General features: G+C 32.6%; 22 protein-coding genes. 9 read left to right on the plus strand and 13 right to left on the minus strand.

Features of this window, described 5'->3' with window-relative positions; all coding sequences use genetic code 11:
• The first annotated feature begins 130 nt into the window (after window positions 1-130).
• The 3 genes from NYQ10_RS04260 to NYQ10_RS04270 are packed head-to-tail and all read left to right on the plus strand — an operon-like array spanning window position 131 to window position 3208.
• Window positions 131-949 carry a DUF6492 family protein gene (locus NYQ10_RS04260; RefSeq protein ID WP_289879037.1) on the plus strand — a complete coding sequence of 273 codons (819 nt, stop codon included), beginning with the start codon at window positions 131-133 and terminating at the stop codon, window positions 947-949.
• Between the two features lie 13 nt (window positions 950-962).
• Entirely contained in the window at window positions 963-2039 is a 1077-nt protein-coding gene (locus tag NYQ10_RS04265) for a glycosyltransferase family 4 protein (protein WP_289879038.1), read from the plus strand.
• Window positions 2040-2071: 32 nt separating this feature from the next.
• Window positions 2072-3208 (plus strand): glycosyltransferase, encoded by a 1137-nt coding sequence (locus NYQ10_RS04270; protein WP_289879039.1) that lies wholly within the window; start codon window positions 2072-2074, stop codon window positions 3206-3208.
• On the opposite strand, the gene NYQ10_RS04275 is transcribed toward NYQ10_RS04270, so the two are convergent.
• The 5 genes from NYQ10_RS04275 to NYQ10_RS04295 all read right to left on the minus strand — a co-directional run bounded on the left by NYQ10_RS04275 (window position 3203) and on the right by NYQ10_RS04295 (window position 9013).
• Window positions 3203-4399 (minus strand): glycosyltransferase, encoded by a 1197-nt coding sequence (locus NYQ10_RS04275; RefSeq protein WP_289879040.1) that lies wholly within the window; start codon window positions 4397-4399, stop codon window positions 3203-3205. The genes NYQ10_RS04270 and NYQ10_RS04275 overlap by 6 nt on opposite strands.
• Window positions 4400-4719: 320 nt before the next feature.
• Window positions 4720-5184, minus strand: coding sequence for a thioredoxin family protein (locus NYQ10_RS04280; RefSeq protein WP_289879041.1), 465 nt, complete (start codon window positions 5182-5184; stop codon window positions 4720-4722).
• A 110-nt stretch (window positions 5185-5294) separates the two neighbouring features.
• Window positions 5295-7547, minus strand: coding sequence for a TonB-dependent receptor (locus NYQ10_RS04285; protein WP_289879042.1), 2253 nt, complete (start codon window positions 7545-7547; stop codon window positions 5295-5297).
• 203 nt (window positions 7548-7750) lie between these two features.
• Window positions 7751-8656, minus strand: coding sequence for an NAD(P)/FAD-dependent oxidoreductase (locus tag NYQ10_RS04290; protein ID WP_289879043.1), 906 nt, complete (start codon window positions 8654-8656; stop codon window positions 7751-7753).
• Between the two features lie 3 nt (window positions 8657-8659).
• Entirely contained in the window at window positions 8660-9013 is a 354-nt protein-coding gene (locus NYQ10_RS04295; RefSeq protein ID WP_289879044.1) for a MerC domain-containing protein, read from the minus strand.
• Window positions 9014-9106: 93 nt separating this feature from the next.
• Here NYQ10_RS04295 and NYQ10_RS04300 point away from each other — a divergent pair, with 93 nt between their 5' ends.
• From NYQ10_RS04300 to NYQ10_RS04310, 3 genes are all read left to right on the plus strand, one after another.
• The gene (locus tag NYQ10_RS04300) at window positions 9107-9499 is read left to right on the plus strand and encodes a Fur family transcriptional regulator (protein ID WP_289879045.1); all 393 of its coding nucleotides are present in this window, start codon (window positions 9107-9109) and stop codon (window positions 9497-9499) included.
• Between the two features lie 74 nt (window positions 9500-9573).
• Complete coding sequence (locus NYQ10_RS04305; protein ID WP_289879046.1) at window positions 9574-11442, plus strand: Nramp family divalent metal transporter; 1869 nt, start codon at window positions 9574-9576, stop codon at window positions 11440-11442.
• Window positions 11443-11527: 85 nt separating this feature from the next.
• Window positions 11528-12181, plus strand: a complete 654-nt coding sequence (locus tag NYQ10_RS04310; protein ID WP_289879047.1) for a metal-dependent transcriptional regulator — start codon at window positions 11528-11530, stop codon at window positions 12179-12181.
• A gap of 37 nt (window positions 12182-12218) precedes the next feature.
• On the opposite strand, the gene NYQ10_RS04315 is transcribed toward NYQ10_RS04310, so the two are convergent.
• From NYQ10_RS04315 to NYQ10_RS04350, 8 genes are all read right to left on the minus strand, one after another.
• On the minus strand, window positions 12219-12740 hold the full coding sequence (locus NYQ10_RS04315; protein WP_289879048.1) for a hypothetical protein: 522 nt from the start codon (window positions 12738-12740) through the stop codon (window positions 12219-12221).
• A 15-nt stretch (window positions 12741-12755) separates the two neighbouring features.
• Window positions 12756-13280, minus strand: a complete 525-nt coding sequence (locus NYQ10_RS04320; RefSeq protein ID WP_289879049.1) for a hypothetical protein — start codon at window positions 13278-13280, stop codon at window positions 12756-12758.
• A gap of 15 nt (window positions 13281-13295) precedes the next feature.
• Entirely contained in the window at window positions 13296-13694 is a 399-nt protein-coding gene (locus NYQ10_RS04325; protein WP_289879050.1) for a hypothetical protein, read from the minus strand.
• A gap of 145 nt (window positions 13695-13839) precedes the next feature.
• Window positions 13840-14622: an enoyl-CoA hydratase/isomerase family protein gene (locus NYQ10_RS04330; RefSeq protein WP_276171638.1), complete on the minus strand. Its 783-nt coding sequence runs from the start codon at window positions 14620-14622 to the stop codon at window positions 13840-13842.
• A gap of 10 nt (window positions 14623-14632) precedes the next feature.
• Window positions 14633-16048 (minus strand): sensor histidine kinase, encoded by a 1416-nt coding sequence (locus NYQ10_RS04335; RefSeq protein WP_289881007.1) that lies wholly within the window; start codon window positions 16046-16048, stop codon window positions 14633-14635.
• 142 nt (window positions 16049-16190) lie between these two features.
• Window positions 16191-16739, minus strand: a complete 549-nt coding sequence (locus tag NYQ10_RS04340; protein WP_289879051.1) for a CopD family protein — start codon at window positions 16737-16739, stop codon at window positions 16191-16193.
• A gap of 93 nt (window positions 16740-16832) precedes the next feature.
• Window positions 16833-17846 (minus strand): ferrochelatase, encoded by a 1014-nt coding sequence (hemH, locus tag NYQ10_RS04345; protein ID WP_289879052.1) that lies wholly within the window; start codon window positions 17844-17846, stop codon window positions 16833-16835.
• A gap of 213 nt (window positions 17847-18059) precedes the next feature.
• Window positions 18060-18935: an AraC family transcriptional regulator gene (locus NYQ10_RS04350; RefSeq protein ID WP_289879053.1), complete on the minus strand. Its 876-nt coding sequence runs from the start codon at window positions 18933-18935 to the stop codon at window positions 18060-18062.
• Window positions 18936-19162: 227 nt separating this feature from the next.
• On the opposite strand from NYQ10_RS04350, the gene hemA reads away from it, so the two are divergent.
• From hemA to NYQ10_RS04365, 3 genes are all read left to right on the plus strand, one after another.
• A complete protein-coding gene (gene hemA / locus NYQ10_RS04355) occupies window positions 19163-20413 on the plus strand; it encodes a glutamyl-tRNA reductase (RefSeq protein ID WP_289879054.1) in 1251 nt (416 codons plus the stop codon).
• A 90-nt stretch (window positions 20414-20503) separates the two neighbouring features.
• The gene (gene hemC / locus NYQ10_RS04360; RefSeq protein ID WP_289879055.1) at window positions 20504-21427 is read left to right on the plus strand and encodes a hydroxymethylbilane synthase; all 924 of its coding nucleotides are present in this window, start codon (window positions 20504-20506) and stop codon (window positions 21425-21427) included.
• A complete protein-coding gene (locus tag NYQ10_RS04365; RefSeq protein ID WP_289879056.1) occupies window positions 21427-22092 on the plus strand; it encodes a uroporphyrinogen-III synthase in 666 nt (221 codons plus the stop codon). The genes hemC and NYQ10_RS04365 overlap by 1 nt, the downstream gene beginning before the upstream one ends.
• The last annotated feature ends 40 nt before the right edge of the window (window positions 22093-22132 follow it).

Here is a 22132-nt window from a genome sequence, read left to right on the forward strand (position 1 = left end):
AAATAAGGATTTTTATTTTTTATTACTTCTGAGATTTAAATTTGTAAAACAATTTATTATTTCATTTCGTCGTTAGTTTCAAATATCATTTAATTTTTACCTTTAACTTTTCATAACACAAATTTCTCCCATGCACAAATTAATTCTTTTCATTAAAACTTATAAACCTGACTTTGAAAGGGTTTACAATCTTTTAGATTCGATAGATAAGTTTAATAAAGATAAAATTCCAGTGATTATTTCTGTAAACGATGAACATTTTGATCTTTTAAAATCAGATTGTTTTGAAAAGTATAAAGTGTATAAAGATTCTGAAATTACCTCAACAACTATTACCGAAGGTTGGCGTTATCAGCAAATTGTAAAATGTAATGTTTATAAACTTAATATCTACGAAAATTATGTTGCCATAGATTCAGATTCTGTTTTTATAAAAGATTTTCATTTCTCTGATTTTATGTTTGATGAAAATACTCCTTACACGATAATGCAAGAATCAAAGGATTTATTGGAAATGACCGAAAGACTTAAAATGGATTCTGAAAATATCTTTTTTAAAAGAGCGCTTAGAGATACTCGATCGTTTTTTGGAAATAAAGGCAAAGAATGGGATTACGGGCCTTCTCCATACATTTGGAATTGCAATGTTTGGCGACATTTTAATGAGGTTTTCTTAAAAGATATTAATCTAGATTTTGATGCGTTTTTTAATCAAATAGACCAAAAGAGCTATTCTCCAAGCGATTGTGTTATTTATGGCGAATATCTATTAAAAACGAGATTGATTGATATAATCCCGATTGGAAGTCTTTTTAAAGTTTATCATTATAAAGAACAATACAAAATCGAGAAAAAACAGCTCAATATTAATCAATTACGAAAAATTTATCTCGGAATTATTTATCAAAGTAATTGGCAGAAAGAGAAAAAGAAGTGGTTTTTATTCTAAAGAATTTCTTTAAATGAAAAAGACAAACAAAGTTTATTTGGTATTTCTCAACGGAAAATCTAATGCTGGCGGCGCAGAACGCATGGTGCATTATTTGGATGAATATCTTAAAAGCCGAGAAATACAAACCGAGATTATTGATGAAGATTTTCTAAAAAACACTTTTGTCGGGAAATTGTATTGGAAATTATTCAATCGCAGGCATTTTGAAAAACGAAGAGCAAAATATATTGCAAGATTTATAACTGCTTATTTATGGCTAAATTATCGCCAAAGTACGATTATAATCAGCAACGGAGAACCAACTGCTTTTTTTCCGACAGATTATGTCATATCTCACGGCTGTTTTCATAAAATGGAACTAGATTATGGACGAAAAGATTCTAAATTGAGCCGAGTTGCCAAATTACAAATGACAGCGTGCAAAAATGCTAAAAAAATCATCGCTGTAGAATCAAATGTCAAAGAGGATTTAATAAAATATTATGGCATTAATAAAGATAAAATCAGCATTGTTCCGAATTGTATTGATAAAAGTAATTTCTATCCGACTGAGAAACAATCTTCTAATTTTAAAACAATAGCATACATTGGAAGATTAGAATACGGAAAAGGCATTGCCGAATTGCAAGAATTAGCAAAACTCGTAGAAAAACAAAACGATTGGAAATTGCTTATCGCTTCTAATAATTCTTCTAACACAGAACTTTTTAAAAACCTCAATAATACTGAAGTTTTAGTTGGACTTACAATTGACAATATTAATAAATTGGCATACTCTAAAGCAGATATTATTTTTTATCCTTCTTATTCAGAAAGTTTTGGAATGGTAACCATAGAAGCGCTTGCTTGCGGAAGACCAATTGCAGGAAATTCTGTTGGTGTTTTACCTAAATTAGCCGAGGAAAAACAGCCAGGCGCGTATTTGCTTCCGAAAGTGATAAACGAAGATATTTTTTCTTTCTTGGATAATTGTATTGAAGATTCGAAGAAATTTAGTCCTAAAGAAATTCATGAAGCTGCTATGGAAAAATTTAGTATCGAATCTTATTTTGAACAATTGGACAAACAGTTTTTCAAAACAGCTTAATTTTAAACTTATATTATTCACAACTTTTATATATGAAAATTTTATATTTCTATCCTGAAAATCCGTTGCATAAAACACAAGGAAATAATGCTAGAGCTTTGGCATTGCTAGAATATTTTAAAACCCGAAATATAGAAACTGATTTTGTTGGCGTTGCCACAAACATATTTACAGAAAAGGAAATCGATAAATTGAAAGAAGAAAAATTAATCTCGAATGGTTATTTGCTTCCTATTTTTATTCGAAAGAAAAACAAACTAAAATATTTCTTTTACCAATCTCTCCCGAACAGAATTACCAGAAAAATAGGTTTATTTGACAGAACTCGAATAGGTCATTTCGAAGCTTTTAATAATGTCTTAAAAGAAAATGAATACGATGTTGTCTTGATTTCTTATGTCTATTGGTCAAGATTAATAAAGAAAAGTCCAAATCTTAAAAACTCTAGATTAATTATTGACACGCATGATTTTTTAACTTCTCAATTTCAAAAAAAGAAGAAGTTTCAATTAGGCAGATTTTTTCAAAAAGAAATAGAAATCTTAAGCGCTTTTGATAAAATTTTGGTGATTTCTCCAGAAGAGAAATATGTTTTTTCGCAATTTGTAGACAAAGAAATTGCGTTGGCAACTCATGCTTTGCCTTCAAAAAACAATTCTAAAACCGAATCAAAATATGATTTAATCTACGTTGCAAGCGACAATGAACACAATATTGCCGCTGTCAATTGGTTTTTTGAAAATGTTTATCCTTTGTTATCAAAATCGATAAAAATTGCCGTGATCGGAAAAATCAGCCAATATGTTGGAGAATTCGAAAATGTAGAAAAAATCAGCTTTATTGAGAATCTAGATACTGCATACCAACAAAGTAAAATTGCACTTTGCCCAATGTTGAGCGGTACAGGAGTAAAAATCAAAGTAATCGAAGCCTTGTCTTTCGGAATTCCCGTAGTTTGCAACGAAAGAGGTATCGACGGTTTATCAAATAAAACAAACAACGGCTGTTTGGTTACTAATGATCCGAACGAATTTGCGGAGTATATTCATAAATTACTAAACGACGAAGATTTCTATGCTCAAATTAGCTCAGAAGCCACTTCATTCTTTAATAATTTTCATAGTCTTGAAGCAAATTATAAATTGTTGGACAAAGTATTTGGATTATAAAGCATCGATTCTTAAAAAAATAGGTTCTAAAACCTGGATAGAAAATGGCTCCAAACTTTTCTCAGAATTTTGCTGTAATTCTGTCCACACTGTTTTGTTATTGTACAAATCAATTATTGCCGATGCAAATTCTTCTTTCGTATCATAAACCAAAGCATTTTTTTGATGAACAAGCTGCATTCCTTCTGCTCCAACAGAAGAAGTTATAACTGGAAGAAAATACTCAAAAGCTTGTCCTATTTTTCCTTTTACGCCAGCGCCGAATCGCAAAGGCGCGACCATTATTTTGTTTTTGGTAAAAAGAGAATCAATATTTGAAACATATCCTCGAAATATAAATCTAGAATCTGTAATCTTTTTGATCTTATCCTTTACATTTCCAATTATATTTACCTTGATATTAGCATTTTGCTGCCAAACAATAGGCATTATTTCGTGATACAAATAAGTCACTGCATCAATGTTGGGTTCGTGTCCGGAGCCAATAAAAAGAATATCTTCGCGATCTTCAAAAGGCAACGTTTCTTCTTTTTTAATTTTTTGATAATGAATATTCGAAATCGTAATCAATTTATCTCGATCGATATATTTCGACATTATTTCCTTTTCAATATCAGAAATGGTTATAACAAAATCTGCAGTTTGAGCTAATCTGGTTTCTACGAAAAAAAACTTATTGTAATTTTTCTTGATAGAAATTCGTTTCGGATCAATTTCCATCGCTCTTTTGTAACGCAGAAAATGAATATCGACCATATCAAAAATTGATTTTGCATTTGGCACAATCTCTTTTATTTTTTTCAAATTATAAAGCAATGTTCGTGCGCCATAATACCAGACAAAATCTACTTTGGGAATTGATTTTACAAAATCAAAATAAGTTTTGTATTGATTCGTTTCAACGAACACAATTACTCCCATTTTGCTAAAATAACTTACGTAACCATTGTCACGAAAAGTATCTTTTGAGCAAATAATACAGTTGTAGTTTTTACTTTTAAAAAACCAAATAATCTCTTTCAGTCTATTAGAACCAGAATCTTGGTCGGGAGACGGCATATTAATATTAAAAAAAACAATAGTTTTTTTTGACGGATTATAAGTATTATAGTTTGGTATTGATTGATCGGACTGGCTTTTAATTATTTTTTTTCTATTGCAATAGAGTTCTAGATTCTTAAATATCCCCATACATTTTCTGTTTCTGACCTGTTTTTTATGAGTCTGACTATAAATTATAGATAACCAAAAATGGATTTGGTTGCGTTTGTTTAAAAAAAATACTTTTCTTTTAAACTAAAACTCAATTTGTTTTTTCTTTATTATCTGAAAAACATTAAAAAATATAAAATCTAAATTCAAAAAATCACATCTATTTGATTTTCAACAACTTCAAGCTTTAAACAGTTTTTAACTAATTTACAAATTAATTCTGAAAGAGCTGATTAATAACTAATTATCTTTAAAAAAAAACTTTGATTTGGCTGAATTTAGCAGTAAAATAATTAGTTCTAATTTTTGAGTTTTTCTAAAAGAAGTTTGAAGTCTTTTGGAGATAAATAATTCGAATATTGAAATATAATTTCATTTTTCTCATTCAAAACACACAAAACGGGATAAGTAATTTGATTGTTTTGTGTTCCTAATTGCAAAGCAAGTTCATGAACACCAACATTATTTCCAGAAGGCAAATATTTGAAAGAATGATTATTGAATGTAATATCTCGTTTTTCTTCTGCATTAAAATCAACGAAATAAAAATCTGAATTTAGTTTTTCAATAATTTCCTGATTTTTAAAAGTTGTCGATTTCATTCTTTGGCAAAACTGACACCAGTCGGTATGAATAAAAACAATGATTTTTCGATTTTGAATTTGCTGAAGACTATCTATTTCTTCAAAAGAATTAGTCTTCAGCTGACAGAAAGCTGTTGCTGAAATTCCGAAGAAGAAAATTATTAAAAATAGCTTTTTCATTGTTTGTTGTTTTTTGCCACAGATTTCACAGATTAAAAGGATTTTTTGTTTGTCAGGCTGAGCGAAGTAAAAAAATCCTTTCTAATCCTTTTGATCTGTGGCTCATAAATTTATCTCAAAGTATATCGCAATCCCAAAAAACCTCGAATCGTTTGATTTTGCCCATAAACATAAGTTGTATCAAATGTCAAACCGTACGGATTATCTGGCGTCACCAATACTTTTCCGTTAGAATCGTATTGTACATTTTTATCAAAAGGATCGTTGGTTCTCGAAATCAAAAACGGATTATTTTGTTTTGGTGTAAAGTTCAAAAGGTTTTTAATTCCGCCATAAATTTCGAAATCTCTCCATCCAGAATACGTAAATTGAATGTTTTGAATACTATACCAAGGCGATTTTGGACTTCTCGGATCGGTTTCGCTCAACAAAGGTAAATTCATCGGACTGTAAACATTTCCCGTATAATCCAAAGATAAATTCCACGGTTGAATTTTGTATGAAATACTCCAAGTTCCCGTGAAATTCTCTGTTAGAAATGGTCGTTGCGAAATTCCGTTTTCTACATTTTTGTTATCTAAAACTGTTGCTCCAAGAATAAATTTCAATCCAGACGGAAAATTAAGATCAACATTGGTGCTAATTCCTTGACTGATTGCATAACCATCGATATTATCGTAAATGATTTTATTCGGATCGGTTTCGTAATCTGATATAATTTTATTACTGAATCTTGTATAAAAAGCCGTGGTTTCGATTCCCATAAAAGTCCCATTTCCAAAATTGATTTTCTGAATATAATTCAAATTGACATTTACAGATTGTTCGGGATTCAAATTATTGGCAATTACAACATCTCTAGAACCCGTTAAAGCGGCGTGATCTTCAGTAAATAAATTTACGACACGAAATCCAGTTCCGGCATTTAATCTAAAAATTGTGTTTTCATTTGCTTTAAAGCGATAGGCAAATCTCGGAGTAAAAATAGAGCCGTGAATAGAATTATAATCATATCGCATTCCCAACAAAACCTGACTTTTAGGAGAAAATGTAATTTCGTCCTGAACAAAAATTCCTGGAAGCCAAGTATTTTCAGCTTCTTTGGTTGCGGGCGTGTTGTCGTCGTAATAAGTGTAACGACTTGCAATTCCTGCTAATAAATCATTTCTTCCGATTTTTTTATCCCAAGTCAATTGCAAAAATCCAATTTTCTGATTGGCGATATAAGAAGTTGTGCCATAACGACTGTCTTGATAATGAACATTTCCAGAGAAAGAAAGCATCAATTTTTCTTCAAAAGGCAATTGATAACTTCCGATTAATTCGGCTCTTTTCGTATAAATGCTTTCGCCATAAATTTCGTCTCCTCCTCTGTATTTTTTTTCCCAACGAATGTCTCCGCCCCATCGATCTTCATACATTCCGCGTGCTGCGATAGTAAACAATCTATTCTGGTTTCTTTTAAAACTCCATTTATTAAAAATCGAAATTCGTTCAGAAAGCGTTACATCGGTAAAATTGTCGTTGTCTTTATCGATAACTTGATCATAATTGAAATAATTAATTCCGATAATGGACGTTGCTTTTTTACCAACATTAAACTTCGTTCCCAAATCGAGATTGCTTTCAAAATAAGAAGTCGTAAAATAATCCGCAGAAAAAGTCGGCGCGTTTGTTGGGTTTTTAGTAATAATATTAATCAAACCGCCAACTGCTTCACTTCCGTAAAGAGACGAAGCCGGACCTTTTACAATTTCGATTCGTTCGACCAAAGAATTCGGAATTCCAGACAAACCATAAACCGTAGAAAGACTGCTTACAATTGGCATTCCGTCGATCATAACTAAAGTATACGGACCTTCTAATCCATTTATATGAATATCGCCCGTGTTGCAAACCCCACAATTCAACTGCGGACGAACGCCATTTATATTTTGGAGCGCATCATAAATGCTTGGCGTTGGATTTTTTTTGAAGAAAGTAGGCGAATAAACCTCAACCGGAACAGCGCTTTCTAATCGTTTTACAGGTTTTAAAGTTCCAGAAACTACGACTTCGTTCAATTCGTTTTGATCTTCTTTTAATTCAAAATCAAGAATCAAATTTTCATTTTCTAAAACCGTAATTTTTTGAGTTATGGTTTTGAATCCGTTCGAATTTATCGAGATTTTATAAGAACCGCTTGGGACATTTTCTAATTTATAATAACCAACCGAATCTGTTTGTGTTTTAAAGTTTGTGTTTAATAAACGAATGTTTATTTCCTGAAATGATGGAACATCTGCTTCCACTTTTCCAGAGATATTTTGTGAATAGAAGTTTTTAGTTGAAAGTATTAATATTGTCAAAAATAAATATTTCATTATTATAAAATTAAATTTAGACAAAACTAAAAATTATATTTGACAAATAATTATTCTTGGTTTAAAAATTTTAAACTGATTTAATTCAAGATGTTAGATTTTTGATTTTAATCTCGTAAAATCGTTAAGACGCAAAAATTATTTTTTAATAAGGTAAAAAACTTTGCGTCTTAGCGACTTTGCGAGCAATTTTCGTATGAGTATCAAAAATCCTCGTCAATAAGTTCTTTGTTTATTACCGCTCCAGCGAAAGAACCGCTAGAAACCGCAATTGCTACAGAACGCATTGGCGTTGTACAATCTCCGCTTGCAAAAATTCCCGTAACATTTGTTTTTTGCATCGCATCTACTTTCAATAAACCTTGTTCATTGATTTCGCAACCCAAATTTTCAGGAATTGGACAATGCTGTTCAAATGGCGGTCTAGAATAAATGGCTTTTACTTCAATTTTTTCTTGGTTTTTGAAGATAATATTTTGAATATAACCTTCTTTGTGTTCAAAAGAATCAATTTCTTCTTCAAAAATTAAAACTCCATGATTTTTTAAAATTTGGGTTTGTTCCAAAGTCAATTCTGATTTTCCGTTGGTGCACAATCTCAAATCTTTTGTCCAATTCGAAATTAGTTTTGCATATTCAAATCCCATTTCTCCATTCGCTATAATTGCTGTTTTTTCGCTTTTAACTTCATAACCATGACAATATGGACAATGCAAAACCGAAATCCCCCAACAATCTGAAAAACCTTTAATTTCTGGAAGTAAATCTTTAACGCCTGTCGCGAATAAAATTTTTCTTGAAGTGAAAACATCGCCAGATTCTGTAGAAACTTCAAAACTATTTCCATTCTTAACTGCTTTTACAGCAAGTCCATTATAAAATTGAACTGTTTTATAAATTTCAACTTGAAGTTTGGCTTTCGCCGAAATAACTGCTGGCTTCTCCCCGTCTTGTGTGATAAAATTATGAGAATGTGGCGTTTGTTTATTACAAGGTAAACCGCTGTCAATAACCAAAACCTGACGCAGCGATCTTCCTAAACTCATTGCGGCAGAAAGACCGCTGTAACTTCCTCCAACAATAATCACATCAAAATTCTTCTGTTTCATATCTTAATGATTTAGTTTTCTATGTAATTTGTAATTAATTAAATGCCCGATAATCATTCCGATTCCTCCGAAATAAATTAAATCCAAATGAATTTCGAATAAAATATCGCTCAAAACGCTCATCCAAATTAAAGCCATTGAAACAATCAAAATGGAAGACACCAAAAGAGATGATTTTTTTATAATTTTGAGAATAGCAAATAAACCTACTGAAGCAAACAGCAAATCTATTATTGGATTGTGGCTTAATCCTAATGGAAGGATCGTTAATAACGGAAAAATCAAACAGTGAACCAGACAGACGGTGGCACTTGAAATTCCTAAAATATCGTAAAAGGGCGTGGTTATTTTCTTCATTTCGTGTACATTTGCTTATTGCAATTAAGTTGCAAATATAAACAATTTTATCAATCGCAACATTGTTGCATTAATTTTTTAACGCTGTAAATAATGAAAACTACACGTAATACTGCAGCAAAAACAGCTGTTTTAGAAGTTTTAGAAAAATCTAAGACCGCCTTATCGCACACAGAAATTCAGAAACAATTAAATGATTTGTGCGATCGCGTTACTATTTACAGAATTTTGGATCGTTTGATAAATGAAGATATTATACATAAAATATCTAATCTTGACGGAACAGTAAAATATGCCAAATGTCATCATTCACATCAGCGTGTGCATATACATAACCATGCTCATTTTAGTCATGAGAATTGCCACGAAATTACTTGTCTTGAAAATGTAAAACCAAGTTACATTATGCCTCATAATTATAAAGTAAATGAAATCAATTTTACTTTATCTGGTTTATGCCCAAATTGTTTAAATTCTAACATTTAACTTTTAGACTAGTCTAAAAATATTGTTCCGCGAATATAATTTTTCTATATATTTGTGAAAACAATACTTTTACAATGACTAAATCTTTAGAAGAAGTCCACGAATCGGTTTCTACCGAAAACAAAAAAAAAGGTTTTAGAAAAATTTTAGCCTTCTTAGGCCCAGCATATTTAGTAAGCGTTGGCTATATGGATCCAGGAAACTGGGCAACAGATATTGCCGGCGGAAGCCAATTCGGATATACTTTGGTCTGGGTTTTATTGATGAGTAACTTAATGGCTTTACTTTTGCAAAGTTTAAGTGCGCGTTTGGGAATCGTAACCCAACGCGATCTTGCACAAGCTTCGAGAGAAACATACTCCAAATACATCAACTACATTTTATATTTTTTAGCCGAAGTTGCCATTGCAGCCTGCGATCTGGCAGAAGTTCTCGGAATGGCAATCGGAATTAATCTTCTTTTTGGAATTCCGTTGCTAGAAGCGGTTCTAATTACCGTTTTAGATACCTTTTTACTGCTTTTCCTGATCAATAAAGGAATTCGCAAGATGGAAGCCTTTATTATTGCTTTGGTGGCTATTATTGGCTTTTCTTTTATTTTCGAAATGATTTTTGCAGAACCAGAAATGGGTAAAGTGCTACAAGGGCTTATTCCTTCAATTCCAAACTCGGCTGCGTTATATATCGCAATCGGAATTATCGGAGCAACGGTAATGCCTCACAATTTATATCTTCATTCATCTTTAGTACAAACCAGAAAATTTGACAGAACTCCTGCCGGAATCAAACAAGCTTTAAAATACAATTTGATCGATTCGACAATTGCTTTAAATTTAGCTTTCTTCGTAAATGCGGCAATTCTGATTCTTGCCGCTGCGACTTTCCATAAAAACGGAATGTTTGAAGTTGCAGAAATTCAAGATGCACATCAATTTCTCGAACCGCTTTTAGGAACCAAATGGGCGCCAATTTTATTTGCCGTTGCTTTAATTGCTGCTGGACAAAGTTCAACTGTAACAGGAACTTTAGCGGGACAAATTGTAATGGAAGGTTATCTTCATTTTAGAATTCAGCCTTGGGTACGAAGAATTATAACGCGTTTAATTGCCATAATTCCAGCCGTAATCGTGATTTTAATTTATGGTGAAAGCGTAACTGGAAAACTCTTAATTCTGAGTCAGGTTATTTTGAGTTTACAATTAGGTTTTGCTATTATTCCTCTAATTCACTTTGTGAGCGACAAATCAAAAATGAATGGTTTTCATATTTCAAGAACCACACAAGTCGTTTCTTGGATTATCGCTACTATTATTGTGTCGCTAAATGCAAAATTGGTTTATGATGAAATCACATCTTGGTTAGAAAACTCAGTGCATCCAACCATTCTTTGGCTAACTGTAGTTCCGTTAGCATTCGGTTTCTTAGCGTTATTATTATATATTGTTTTCAAACCTTTTATTGCCAAAGCAAAATCAAAAACTATCAATCATTCTCCGCATAATTTAAAACTTCATTTTTCTCAAAAGAAAACACAAGAAGTAAAAAACATTGCGGTTTCTGTAGATTTTTCGAATGCAGACGAAGCAGCGCTTAATCATGCTTTCGAATTAGGCGGAATGGACGCGAAATATACGCTTATACATGTTGTAGAAACTGTCGGCGCTTTAATGTACGGCATTCATGTTCACGATCATGAAACCACAATTGACGAAAAATTATTATTAGAATATAAAAAAATGCTTTCTGAACGAGGTTTCAATATCGAAACTGAACTTGGTTTTGGAAAACCCAACAAAATAATCCCAGAAATAATAAATGATGGTGATTTTGACATTTTAGTCATGGGAACCCACGGTCACACTGGCTTAAAAGATATTCTTTTTGGCACAACCGTAGATAAATTGAGACATAAAATTTCAATACCTTTGTTGATTGTTAAATAATAAGGTGCAAAGGCTCAGAGGAACAAAGGGACAAAGGTTTTCCCTATGAACCTTTGTAACTTTGTAACTTTGAACCTTAAAAGAAATGACTTTTTCAGAAGAAAACTACCTAAAATCGATATATCACTTAACGGCTGCTTTAGAAACTGAAGTCAGTACAAATGCTATTGCAGAAATTATGGAAACTAAAGCTTCCTCTGTTACCGACATGCTTAAAAAGTTGGCAGATAAAGATTTGGTTAATTATAAAAAATACCAAGGTGTTTCGTTAACCGAAAATGGAAAACTGGCTGCCAAAATGATTGTTAGAAAACACCGTTTATGGGAAGTTTTTTTGGTAGAAAAACTAAATTTCAGCTGGGATGAAGTTCATGATATTGCAGAACAATTGGAACACATTAAATCGGAACAATTGATTAATCGTTTAGATGATTTTCTGGGAAATCCAACTGAAGATCCGCACGGCGATCCGATTCCAGATGCAAATGGACGAATCATTAAAATTGAGAAACAGCTTTTATCTGAATTAGAAGAAAACCAAACTGGAGTTTGTGTCGGTGTAAAAGATACTTCTTCAGAATTTTTGAAATATCTAGATAAACAAGGAATTGCTTTGGGTTCTAAAATCGAATTTATCTCTAAAGAATCTTTCGATTTATCGGTAAAAATTAAGGTGAATGAAAGGGAATTATCCATTTCGAATAAAATTGCTTCTAACCTATTTGTAAAACTGGTATAAAAAAAAATCCCAAAACTCGAGTTTTGGGATTTTTTGTTTAGTCTTTTATGCTGTAAAGTATTTTCTGAAAATCTCCTTTAAATTTATCTTTATTCTCCTTTCCAGACCAAGAAAGAATCTTATAAAATGCTTTTTTAGTTTCAACAACGCCAATTAAATAATAGATTTCCGTATTGGCCTCTTTATCAAAAGCATCAACATCTGCTTCTATAAAATTAATGCCATTAACTGTTTTCGAAATTGGATTGGAAATAGTCTTTTTCTCTGTTTCTTTTAAGAAATCTTTCATAAAACCGTCGTAAAACTCTTTTGCCGAATTGAAATTTAATTCGACCAATTTCAAATCTTCCTTTAAATCATAAATAACAAAACCATAAAGCTCTTTTACTTCGCTTTGATATTCTATCGCAGAATCTTCGTTTAAACCAACCGTTTTATTCATATAATCGGGAATACTTATATCAAAAGTATGTCCTGCTTTATATTCTTTCATTTTGGTTTGAGCCGATGTTGTCATAGAAATTAATACAACTGCAATAAAAGTAATTATTTGTTTCATTTTGAGATTTTTATATTATTCTTTATCGTCGTTTTTTTGTTTGTCAATAAACTTAATGATCGTTTTACTATTTGTCATAATTAAATAGCCTGAAATTGCTTTTAAAAAGTAAAAAATGAGCCACGAAGTTCCAGCATAATCCTTAATTAGTTCTTTCTGCTTTACAAATTCATAAATTGTAGAGCAAAGTTTAGGAATCGATTCCACGAAAACAAGAGCTCCAATAACAATTACGGCAATAGAAAGAACACTTTTATAAGGAATATTTACATCAATTCTATTTTCAGTAAATTTCTGGTCCAGTTTCAATATCGAAACAATCCATTCTGTTTTAAAAAGAAAAAATCCCGTTACAAAAAGATATACTGCAAGGGTTCCCAATACTATAAACCAAACGCTAATTAAATTTTCCCAATTCAAGCCTCCATATTCAATGAAAGAAAATGTAGAAGCAAATTGCGGAATCACATAAATACTATTTACTAAAAGCCACAAACCAATTCCTTTAACAATAATTCTCCAGAACGTTTTTATTTCCATAAAATTTTTAGTTTACTAAACAATCCCTTTTTCAATCATTTCTAACATTACAGGCGAAGCATTTTTAAAAGTCGGCGGCTGTTCAATAATACTTCCTGCGTTCTTTTTATTGACTTTGAAAGTAACATCGTCATTTGTTGTAAACAAAAGTGCTGTTAAAAAAGGTTTTTTAATATGAGAACCCAAAATCAATAAAGCTTCGTCTAAAGTGTGAATACTTTCAACTTCTTCGGTTTTATATCTAAAAGTTAATGAAATGGAGAAAGTATTGTCTTCATTGAGAACTAGTCTGAAATAAACATTTTTAAGTTCTGTATCGCCCATAGTTTTGGCTAAAGTTAGCTTAGCGAAAGTTCCGCTTTGGATGCTTTCTTTAACTCGTTCACAAAAAAGGGCAAATATTGGTTCGTACATTTTTTTTAAGGTTCTAAGTTTTTACAATCTTTGTCTATAATTTTACCGCAAAGGTCGCAAAGATTTACGCAAAGGGCACAAAGATTTTAGAAAAACTTGCGAACCTTGCGTAGTCCCTAGCGACCTTTGCGGTTAAGCAAAAAATTTATTTTCCTGTAAATTCTGCTTTACGTTTTTCTAAGAAAGCGGTTGTTCCTTCTTTAAAATCTTGGGTTCCGAAGCATTTTCCGAATGATTTTATTTCGACATCAAAACCGTTTTTACCATCTGTAAAATTAGCATTGATTGCTTTTATCGCTTTTCCGATAGCGAAAGGTGCATTTTTGATGATTTTCTGTGCAATTACATTGGTAAATGAAAGCAATTCTTCTTGAGGCACAACATGGTTTACCAAACCGTAATCTTTTGCTTGTTCAGCAGTAATCATTGCTGCGGTCATAATTAATTCCATTGCACGTCCTTTACCGATTAATTGTGGCAAACGCTGTGTTCCCCCATAACCTGGAATCAATCCTAAAGTCACTTCTGGAAGTCCCATTTTAGCATTATCAGAAGCAATTCTAAAATGACAAGCCATTGCCAACTCTAATCCGCCTCCAAGAGCAAAGCCGTTAATTGCGGCAATAACAGGTTTTTTAAGTCCTTCGATAAAATCAAAAAGCGATTCTTGACCTTCTGCAGCCAATTGAGCGCCTTCAACAATAGTATAATTGGCAAATTCAGAAATATCGGCTCCGGCAACAAATGCTTTTTCGCCGCTTCCAGTCAAAATAATAACGCGGACATCATCATTTTTACCCAATAATTTGATCGCTTTACTCAAATCGCTAATTGTTGCTTTGTTCAAAGCATTCAATTTTGTCGGTCTGTTTATTGTAATGGTCGCGATATTTTCTTCAATTGCAATTAAAAGATTCTCGTAGTTCATGACACTTTTTTTAGGAGTTGGTAATAGGTAAAGAAACTCTAAAAGTTGTTCCTTTTCCGTAAGTTGACTCAAAGGTAATTGTTCCTTTGTAATTTTCGATAATGTTTTTAATAATTCCTAATCCAAGTCCCATACCGCTGGTTTTGGTTGTAAATTTAGGTTCGAAAATTCGTCCGATATCTTGTTTTTGGATTCCTATTCCGTTGTCTTTTACCGCAATTTCAACATTATCATTTCGTCTTTTTACTGTAACAACAATCGATTTTTGAAACTGACTTTCTGGAATTGCCTGAGTTGCATTTTTTACCAAATTGGTAATGACACGAATTAATTGCGTACGATCCATTTTGGAAATGATTTCTTCTTCTTCTTTTTCGAAAACAATATAATCTTCGTTGAAAATATCCAAAGCCAATTCTACAACCTCAACAACATTTAGCGTTTCATTTTGCTGCGCTGGCATCGAAGCAAAATTCGAAAAAGCCGAAGCGACAGAAGTCATCGTATCAATCTGCTGAATTAAAGTTTCAGAATAGTCATTCATCTTCTGCTTTACATCAGGGTCGTTCGGATCAAACTTTCGTTGAAAACTCTGAACCGTCAAACGCATCGGCGTAAGTGGATTTTTAATTTCATGCGCGACCTGTTTCGCCATTTCGCGCCAAGCTTCTTCTCTTTCGCTTTGGGCTAGTTTTACGGCACTGGTTTCCAGTTTGTCTACCATTCCGTTATAAGCTTTTATCAGGAAGTTAACTTCTTTGCTATTAGCTTCTAAAACAATTTTCTCGTTTTTCTGATCCAAATTGGTTTCTTCCAAACGATCTGAAATGGTTTTTAATGATTTTGTGATATAAGTCGAAAGGAAATATGCCAAAGCAAAAGCCACAATCAGCATAAAAGAATACACCTGACTCAAACGAATCAAGAAAGTATTCAACTCATTATCGTAATAACCATCGTCTTCTAAATACGGGAGATTCAAGATTCCGAGCGGTTTGAATTTTTCGTCTTTTATTAAACTATATGAAGATCGGTTTTTAACTCCGTCAATCGTTTTAATGTCTACAAAACGTTTTTCAATAGAAGAACGAACCAGTTTTAGAATGTATTCTGGAATCGGTGGCGCAATTTTATCTACAGCAAAAGACTCTTTGGATGATTTAAGCAGTTTTCCGTCTAGGCTATAAATATTGATTTCAATTTTGTGAATCTGCGCTAATTCGTGAATTTTATCTTTAAAAATTAAATCTAAATTTCCTGTTTTAAGAGGATATGTTGTAGTTGAAAGCACATAATTGATGTGCTCTTTTACGGCATTTTCTTTTCTTTCTAACCGTTCTTGATGGTATTCTTTGGCCTCTGTTTTAAACTGAATAATCGAAATCGAAGCCAATAAAAAAGATGCCACAACAATCAATACAATCATCGACAGGAAAATCCTGGTTCGAAGCGATAGCATTGTCATTTTGATGTTTAGCATGTTTTTTTGTTTTTGTTTGTTTCAGGTTTCAAGTTTCAGGTTACGTTGCGTATGGCAACTTGAAACTTGAAACCTGAAACTAAAAAAACTATTTTCTTTCTCTAATTCTTTTGTAAAATCGAAATCCCAGCATAATTAAAACGGAGAATAATATGATTCCGATTACGCCGTAAATCCAGTTGATGGCACTTTTTAAAACTACTAAAAAAACAACGGCAAACAAAATAATCGTTGCGCCTTCGTTCCATAAACGCATAAAATTATTGGAATATTTTACCTCATCGTTTTGTAATTGTTTGAATATTTGATGACATTTTCCGTGATATAAATACAAAAGGAAAACGAAACATAATTTTACGTGCATCCACGGCATTTTGATCCAAACACTTCCTGCATCGGTAAAAAACAGCATCCAAAAAGCAAAAATACTTGCCAAAACCGCCGAAGGCCATGTAATAATGTACCACAAACGGTAGGCCATAATTTTATATTGCGCCTGTAAAATTTCTTTTTCTGGCGAAGGTTTTTCATTGGCTTCGATTTGATAAACAAACAAACGCACAATATAAAACAAACCCGCAAACCAGGTAATTACGAATATTAGATGCAGTGATTTTAGATAGTTATAATATTCCATTTATAATTTGTTTCAGATTTCAGGTTTCAGGTTTCAGGTTTCAGGTTAATCAACTTTGAGAAAAACTTGAAACTTTAAACCTGAAACTAAATTTTATTTCGCCCAATCATTAATCCAATTCGCAACAGTTTCGCACCATTCATCATCATCATTCAAACATGGAATTGCCAAGAACTCTTCTCCTCCATTTGCCTCGAAATCTTCTTTGGCACGCATTGCGATTTCTTCCAAAGTTTCTAAACAATCCGAAACGAAAGCTGGTGTAACAACTGCCAATTTCTTAATTCCTTTTGCTGGCATGTTATCAATTTCAACATCTGTATAAGGTTCTAACCATTTGTCTCCCGCTAAACGCGATTGAAATGTCAAACTATATTTATCTTCTGGAAGTCCTAATAATTTAACGACTTGTTTTGTCGTCTCATAACATTGGTGACGGTAGCAAAATTCGTGCGCCGGCGATGGCGTGTTACAGCAAGAACCGTCAATTTTACAATGCGATTTAGTCACATCGGTTTTACGGATATGACGCTCTGGAATTCCGTGGTATGAAAACAATAAATGATCGTAATCAAAACCAACTAAATGTTTCTGAATAGAATCAGCCAAATTCTTGATGTAATCGGGTTTATTGTAGAATGCCGGAACATCTGTAAACTTCATGTGTGGGAATTTCTTCTTGCGAATTTCTTCTGCTTTTACTAAAATAGTCAAAGTTGAAGCCATTGCATATTGCGGATATAAAGGAAAAAGCATTACATCTGTAATTCCTTTATCGCTTAATTCCTGAAGTCCTTTTTCGATTGTCATCGTTCCGTAACGCATTGCCAAAGAAACTGGAACGTTTACAAGTGGCTGTACTTTTTTCTGCATTCTTTCTGAAAGAACAACTAACGGTGAACCTTCTTCCCACCAAATTTTTGCATAAGCGTGTGCTGATTCTTCTGGTCTTTTTCTTAAAATAATTCCGCGAACCAATAATGCTCTTAATAAATACGGAACGTCAATCACGTATTTATCCATTAAAAATTCATCTAAATAAGGTTTAACATCTTTTGGAGTTGGACTTTCTGGAGATCCAAGATTTACTAATAATACGCCTTTCATTATTGTTTTTTTGCATTAGGCTTTAAGCATTAGGCTTTAAGCTTTTTGTTTGTTTTAAAATTTCCGCAAAAGTAAACGCTGTACTTTATTCGAAATATGATAATTATTACTTTTTAATTATTGTCGAATATTCAAAATTGATTTCTATCACAGATTCGGGAGGTTGAGCAGATTTTTATTTGGTGCTAATTTGTGAAATCCGTGTTTAAATTTTTAAACATTCGCATTAATCGACATTAAATACTTTTTTGGTGTTGTTCCGAATTTCTTTTTGAACGCGGCTATGAAATGACTTCCTGTACTGTAACCGATTTTCAATCCAACTTCATTTACATTATAAGAACCGCTGTCTAAAAGTTTTCTAGCGAAATCCATTTTATAATCGAAAAGGAAACCATAAACCGTATCACCATAAATTTGTTTGAAACCCATTTTCAGCTTTTTCAAATTCAAACCGATTTCGTCTGCTAGTTCTTGCAATCCTGGTGGTTCGGCCATATTAGCGATTACAATTTCTTTTGCCTTTCTGATTTTTAGAACATTGTCTTCATCAATCAAAAACGGACATTGTTCTGCATTTGGATCTTCAGTTCTATTAAAATACAAACTCAGCAATTCGTATCCTTTTCCTTTATAATATAGATTTTTTATGGATGGATGAAGATTGTAATGAAACAACTGACTCAGCACAATTGCCATTGACGGACTGATATTTCCTTCGTTATAATACTTCTTATCCTTATTATCAGGACTTAAAAAAGTAATATAATCGGCTTCGGCAGAAAATAACGCGTGAAATTTTTTAATTGATACAATTACTGAAATCGCCCACGAGTTTGGAGCCAATTCTAAATTTAGTGGTAATTCTTTCTGCGGATTATATAAAAGAAGCGATTTTTCTTCTTTCAATTCTAAAGCATAATTGCCTTGATTGAACAAGAATTTTGCGTTTCCTTTTATCCCGAAGTGAAACTGTATCAGGCCAGTACCTATTATTTCGTATTGTGCGTAAAAAGGTTCTGAACCATCATTTTGAAAACGAATCAGCGTAAAGTCGTCTTCAATTTTTATAACTTCTTGAGAACTCATAGCGATATTTTTTTGAAACAAAAATCAAAACAAACTCAAAATGTTATTTAGAATCACTCTAAACTAATCACTTCAAAGGAGTTGATTTTGCTACAAAAGTAGCCTTTTTTACTCAAAAACACCTATTTAGGTTCAAAAAAACATACAGCGACATAAAAAGTACTTTTAGCGTTACTTTTATAAACACTATAGTAATAATTTTGTTGCACTTTTATGAAAGTGAATTTATGGAAAACAATAACGTACCGAAACACCTTTATTTTTACTCAGTTGGTCTGAGTTATAAAAAAGCTGATGCTGAGGTCAGAGGTCAATTTAGTTTGGACGCAGTTGCTAAAACGCGTTTGCTTGAACAAGCTAAAAACGAGGGAATAGAAAGTTTAATAGTTACTTCAACTTGCAACAGAACCGAAATCTACGGTTTTGCCGAACATCCATTTCAATTAATAAAACTTATCTGCGACAACAGTAATGGTTCTGTTGATGCCTTTCAAAAAGTGGGTTTCGTTTACAAAAATCAAGAAGCAATCAATCACTTATTTCGTGTAGGAACTGGTTTAGACAGTCAGATTTTAGGTGATTTCGAAATTATATCTCAAATTAAAACTTCTTTTATTCATTCAAAATCAATGAATTTAGCCAACGCTTTTATGGAAAGATTGGTAAATGCAGTGATTCAGGCAAGTAAAAGAATTAAAACAGAAACAGAAATTAGTTCTGGAGCGACTTCGGTTTCTTTTGCTTCTGTACAATATATTTTGAAGAATGTCGAAGATATCAGCAACAAGAACATTTTACTTTTTGGAACTGGTAAAATCGGAAGAAATACTTGTGAGAATTTAGTAAAACACACTAAAAACGAACACATTACTTTAATCAACAGAACAAAAGACAAAGCTGAGAAATTGGCTGGAAAGCTAAATCTGATTGTTAAAGATTATTCTGAATTACATTTAGAACTTCAAAAAGCCGATGTTGTTGTTGTGGCAACTGGCGCACAAAACCCAACGGTTGACAAAGCCATTTTAAATCTTAAAAAACCTTTGTTGATTCTGGATTTATCGATTCCGAAAAACGTAAATGAAAACGTAGAGGAATTAGAAGGTGTAACTTTAATCCACATGGATTATTTGTCTCAATTGACAGATGAAACTTTGGAAAACAGAAAATTACACATTCCAGCTGCTGAAGCAATTATCGAAGAAATCAAAGAAGAATTTGTCATTTGGATGAAAGGCAGAAAATTTGCACCTACAATCAACGCCTTAAAAGACAAATTAAACGCTATTAAAGCTTCTGAATTGGATTTTCAAAGCAAAAAAATCGCTGATTTCAACGAAGAGCAAGCTGAAATTATCAGTAACAGAATCATCCAAAAAATTACTACACATTTTGCAAATCATTTAAAAGACGACGATACCATGGTTGATGAAAGCATCGAATGGATCGAGAAAGTCTTCAAGATAAAAGCATCTTAATTTTAGTTTTACCATTAAGATATTAAGAAAGTTAAGTTTCTAAGCCTTAATTAACTTAATATCTTAATGGTAAAATTTTAATACAAAATCATGGCAGAAAAAACAATCAGAATTGGAACGCGTGACAGCGAATTAGCACTTTGGCAAGCACACACTGTAGAGAAAAAACTAAACGATTTAGGTTATAAAACCTCGATTGTTGCGGTAAAATCTCAAGGTGATATTATTCTGGATAAGCCGCTTTACGAATTAGGAATTACCGGAATTTTTACGAAAACGCTTGACATCGCGATGATTAATGGTGATTGTGATATCGCTGTGCATTCTATGAAAGATGTTCCAACGGCTTTGCCAAAAGGAATTGTTCAAGCTGCAGTTTTAGAAAGAGCCAATGTTTTAGACATTTTGGTTCATAAAGGAAACCCTGATTTTACAAATCCAAGCACCATTGCAACCGGAAGCTTACGTCGTCAGGCGCAATGGTTTAATAAATACCCAAATCATACCGTTGTTGACTTACGTGGAAACGTAAATACGCGTATGCAAAAACTTAAAGACAATGATTGGGACGGAGCTGTTTTTGCTGCTGCTGGTTTGGAAAGAATCAACTTGAAACCAGAAAATTACATCAATTTAGATTGGATGATTCCGGCACCGGCGCAAGGCGCAATGCTTGTAGTGGCAATGGAAAATGACAATTATACTCTTGATGCACTTTCGCAATTAAATGATATCGAAACTGAAATCTGCACCTACATCGAACGTCAATTTTTGAGAACGCTTGAAGGCGGATGTACGGCTCCAATTGGATCGTTGGTAACTTATAATGAAGATGAAGACACTTTGCATTTTCAAGGTGTTTTACTTTCTATTGACGGAAAACAAAAACTGGAAATCAATAAAACAGTTGATATTTCAGAATGGAAGAAACTAGGTTTCAACTGTGCTCAAGAAATCTTAAATAATGGCGGAACAGAATTAATGAAGCAGATTAAAGAATCTCTGAAGAAATAATGGCAAATCCAGTTCAAATAGTATCTACAAAAATATTGTCTCCTCTTCATAAACAAGAGCTAATGAAATATGGCGTTGAATTAATCGAAGCCGATTTCATTAAAACTGAAAACAAACCTTTCGAATTAAAAGACCTCAACGAAAGTTTAATTTTTACAAGTCAAAATGCCGTTCATAGTGTTTTATCTGACCCAAAATCAGAAAAACTTAAAAGTAAAAACGTGTACTGTGTTGGGCTAAAAACCAAAACGCTTTTAAGCGATAATGGTTTTAATGTTGTAGCTTACACAGGTTACGCTGCAGATTTAGCCGAAATTATCACTTTGATTTACGGAAATGAAAGCTATACTTTTTTTAGTGGAAATCTTAGAAGAGACACTTTGCCAGAAGCCTTAAAGGAAAACGGAATTAAATTCAATGAAATTCAGGTGTACGAAACTACGCTTCAACCTCAGAAAATAAAAGCAAATCCTGAAGCGATTTTATTTTTTAGTCCGTCTGGAGTTAAAAGTTATCTGAAACACAATACAATCAAAAAAGAAATCTGTTTCTGCATTGGCGATACAACTGCAGAAGCTTTGTCAAAAATCACTAAAAATATCATCGTTGCTGATCAACCAACAATTGAAGATGTGATAGAAGATGTAATTCACGAATATAAGTAAGCAATAAGCTTTAGGCAGTAAGCCGTAAGCAAAAAAAATC

It is taken from the genome of Flavobacterium johnsoniae (genome assembly GCF_030388325.1).
Taxonomy (GTDB): Bacteria; Bacteroidota; Bacteroidia; order Flavobacteriales; family Flavobacteriaceae; genus Flavobacterium; species Flavobacterium johnsoniae_C.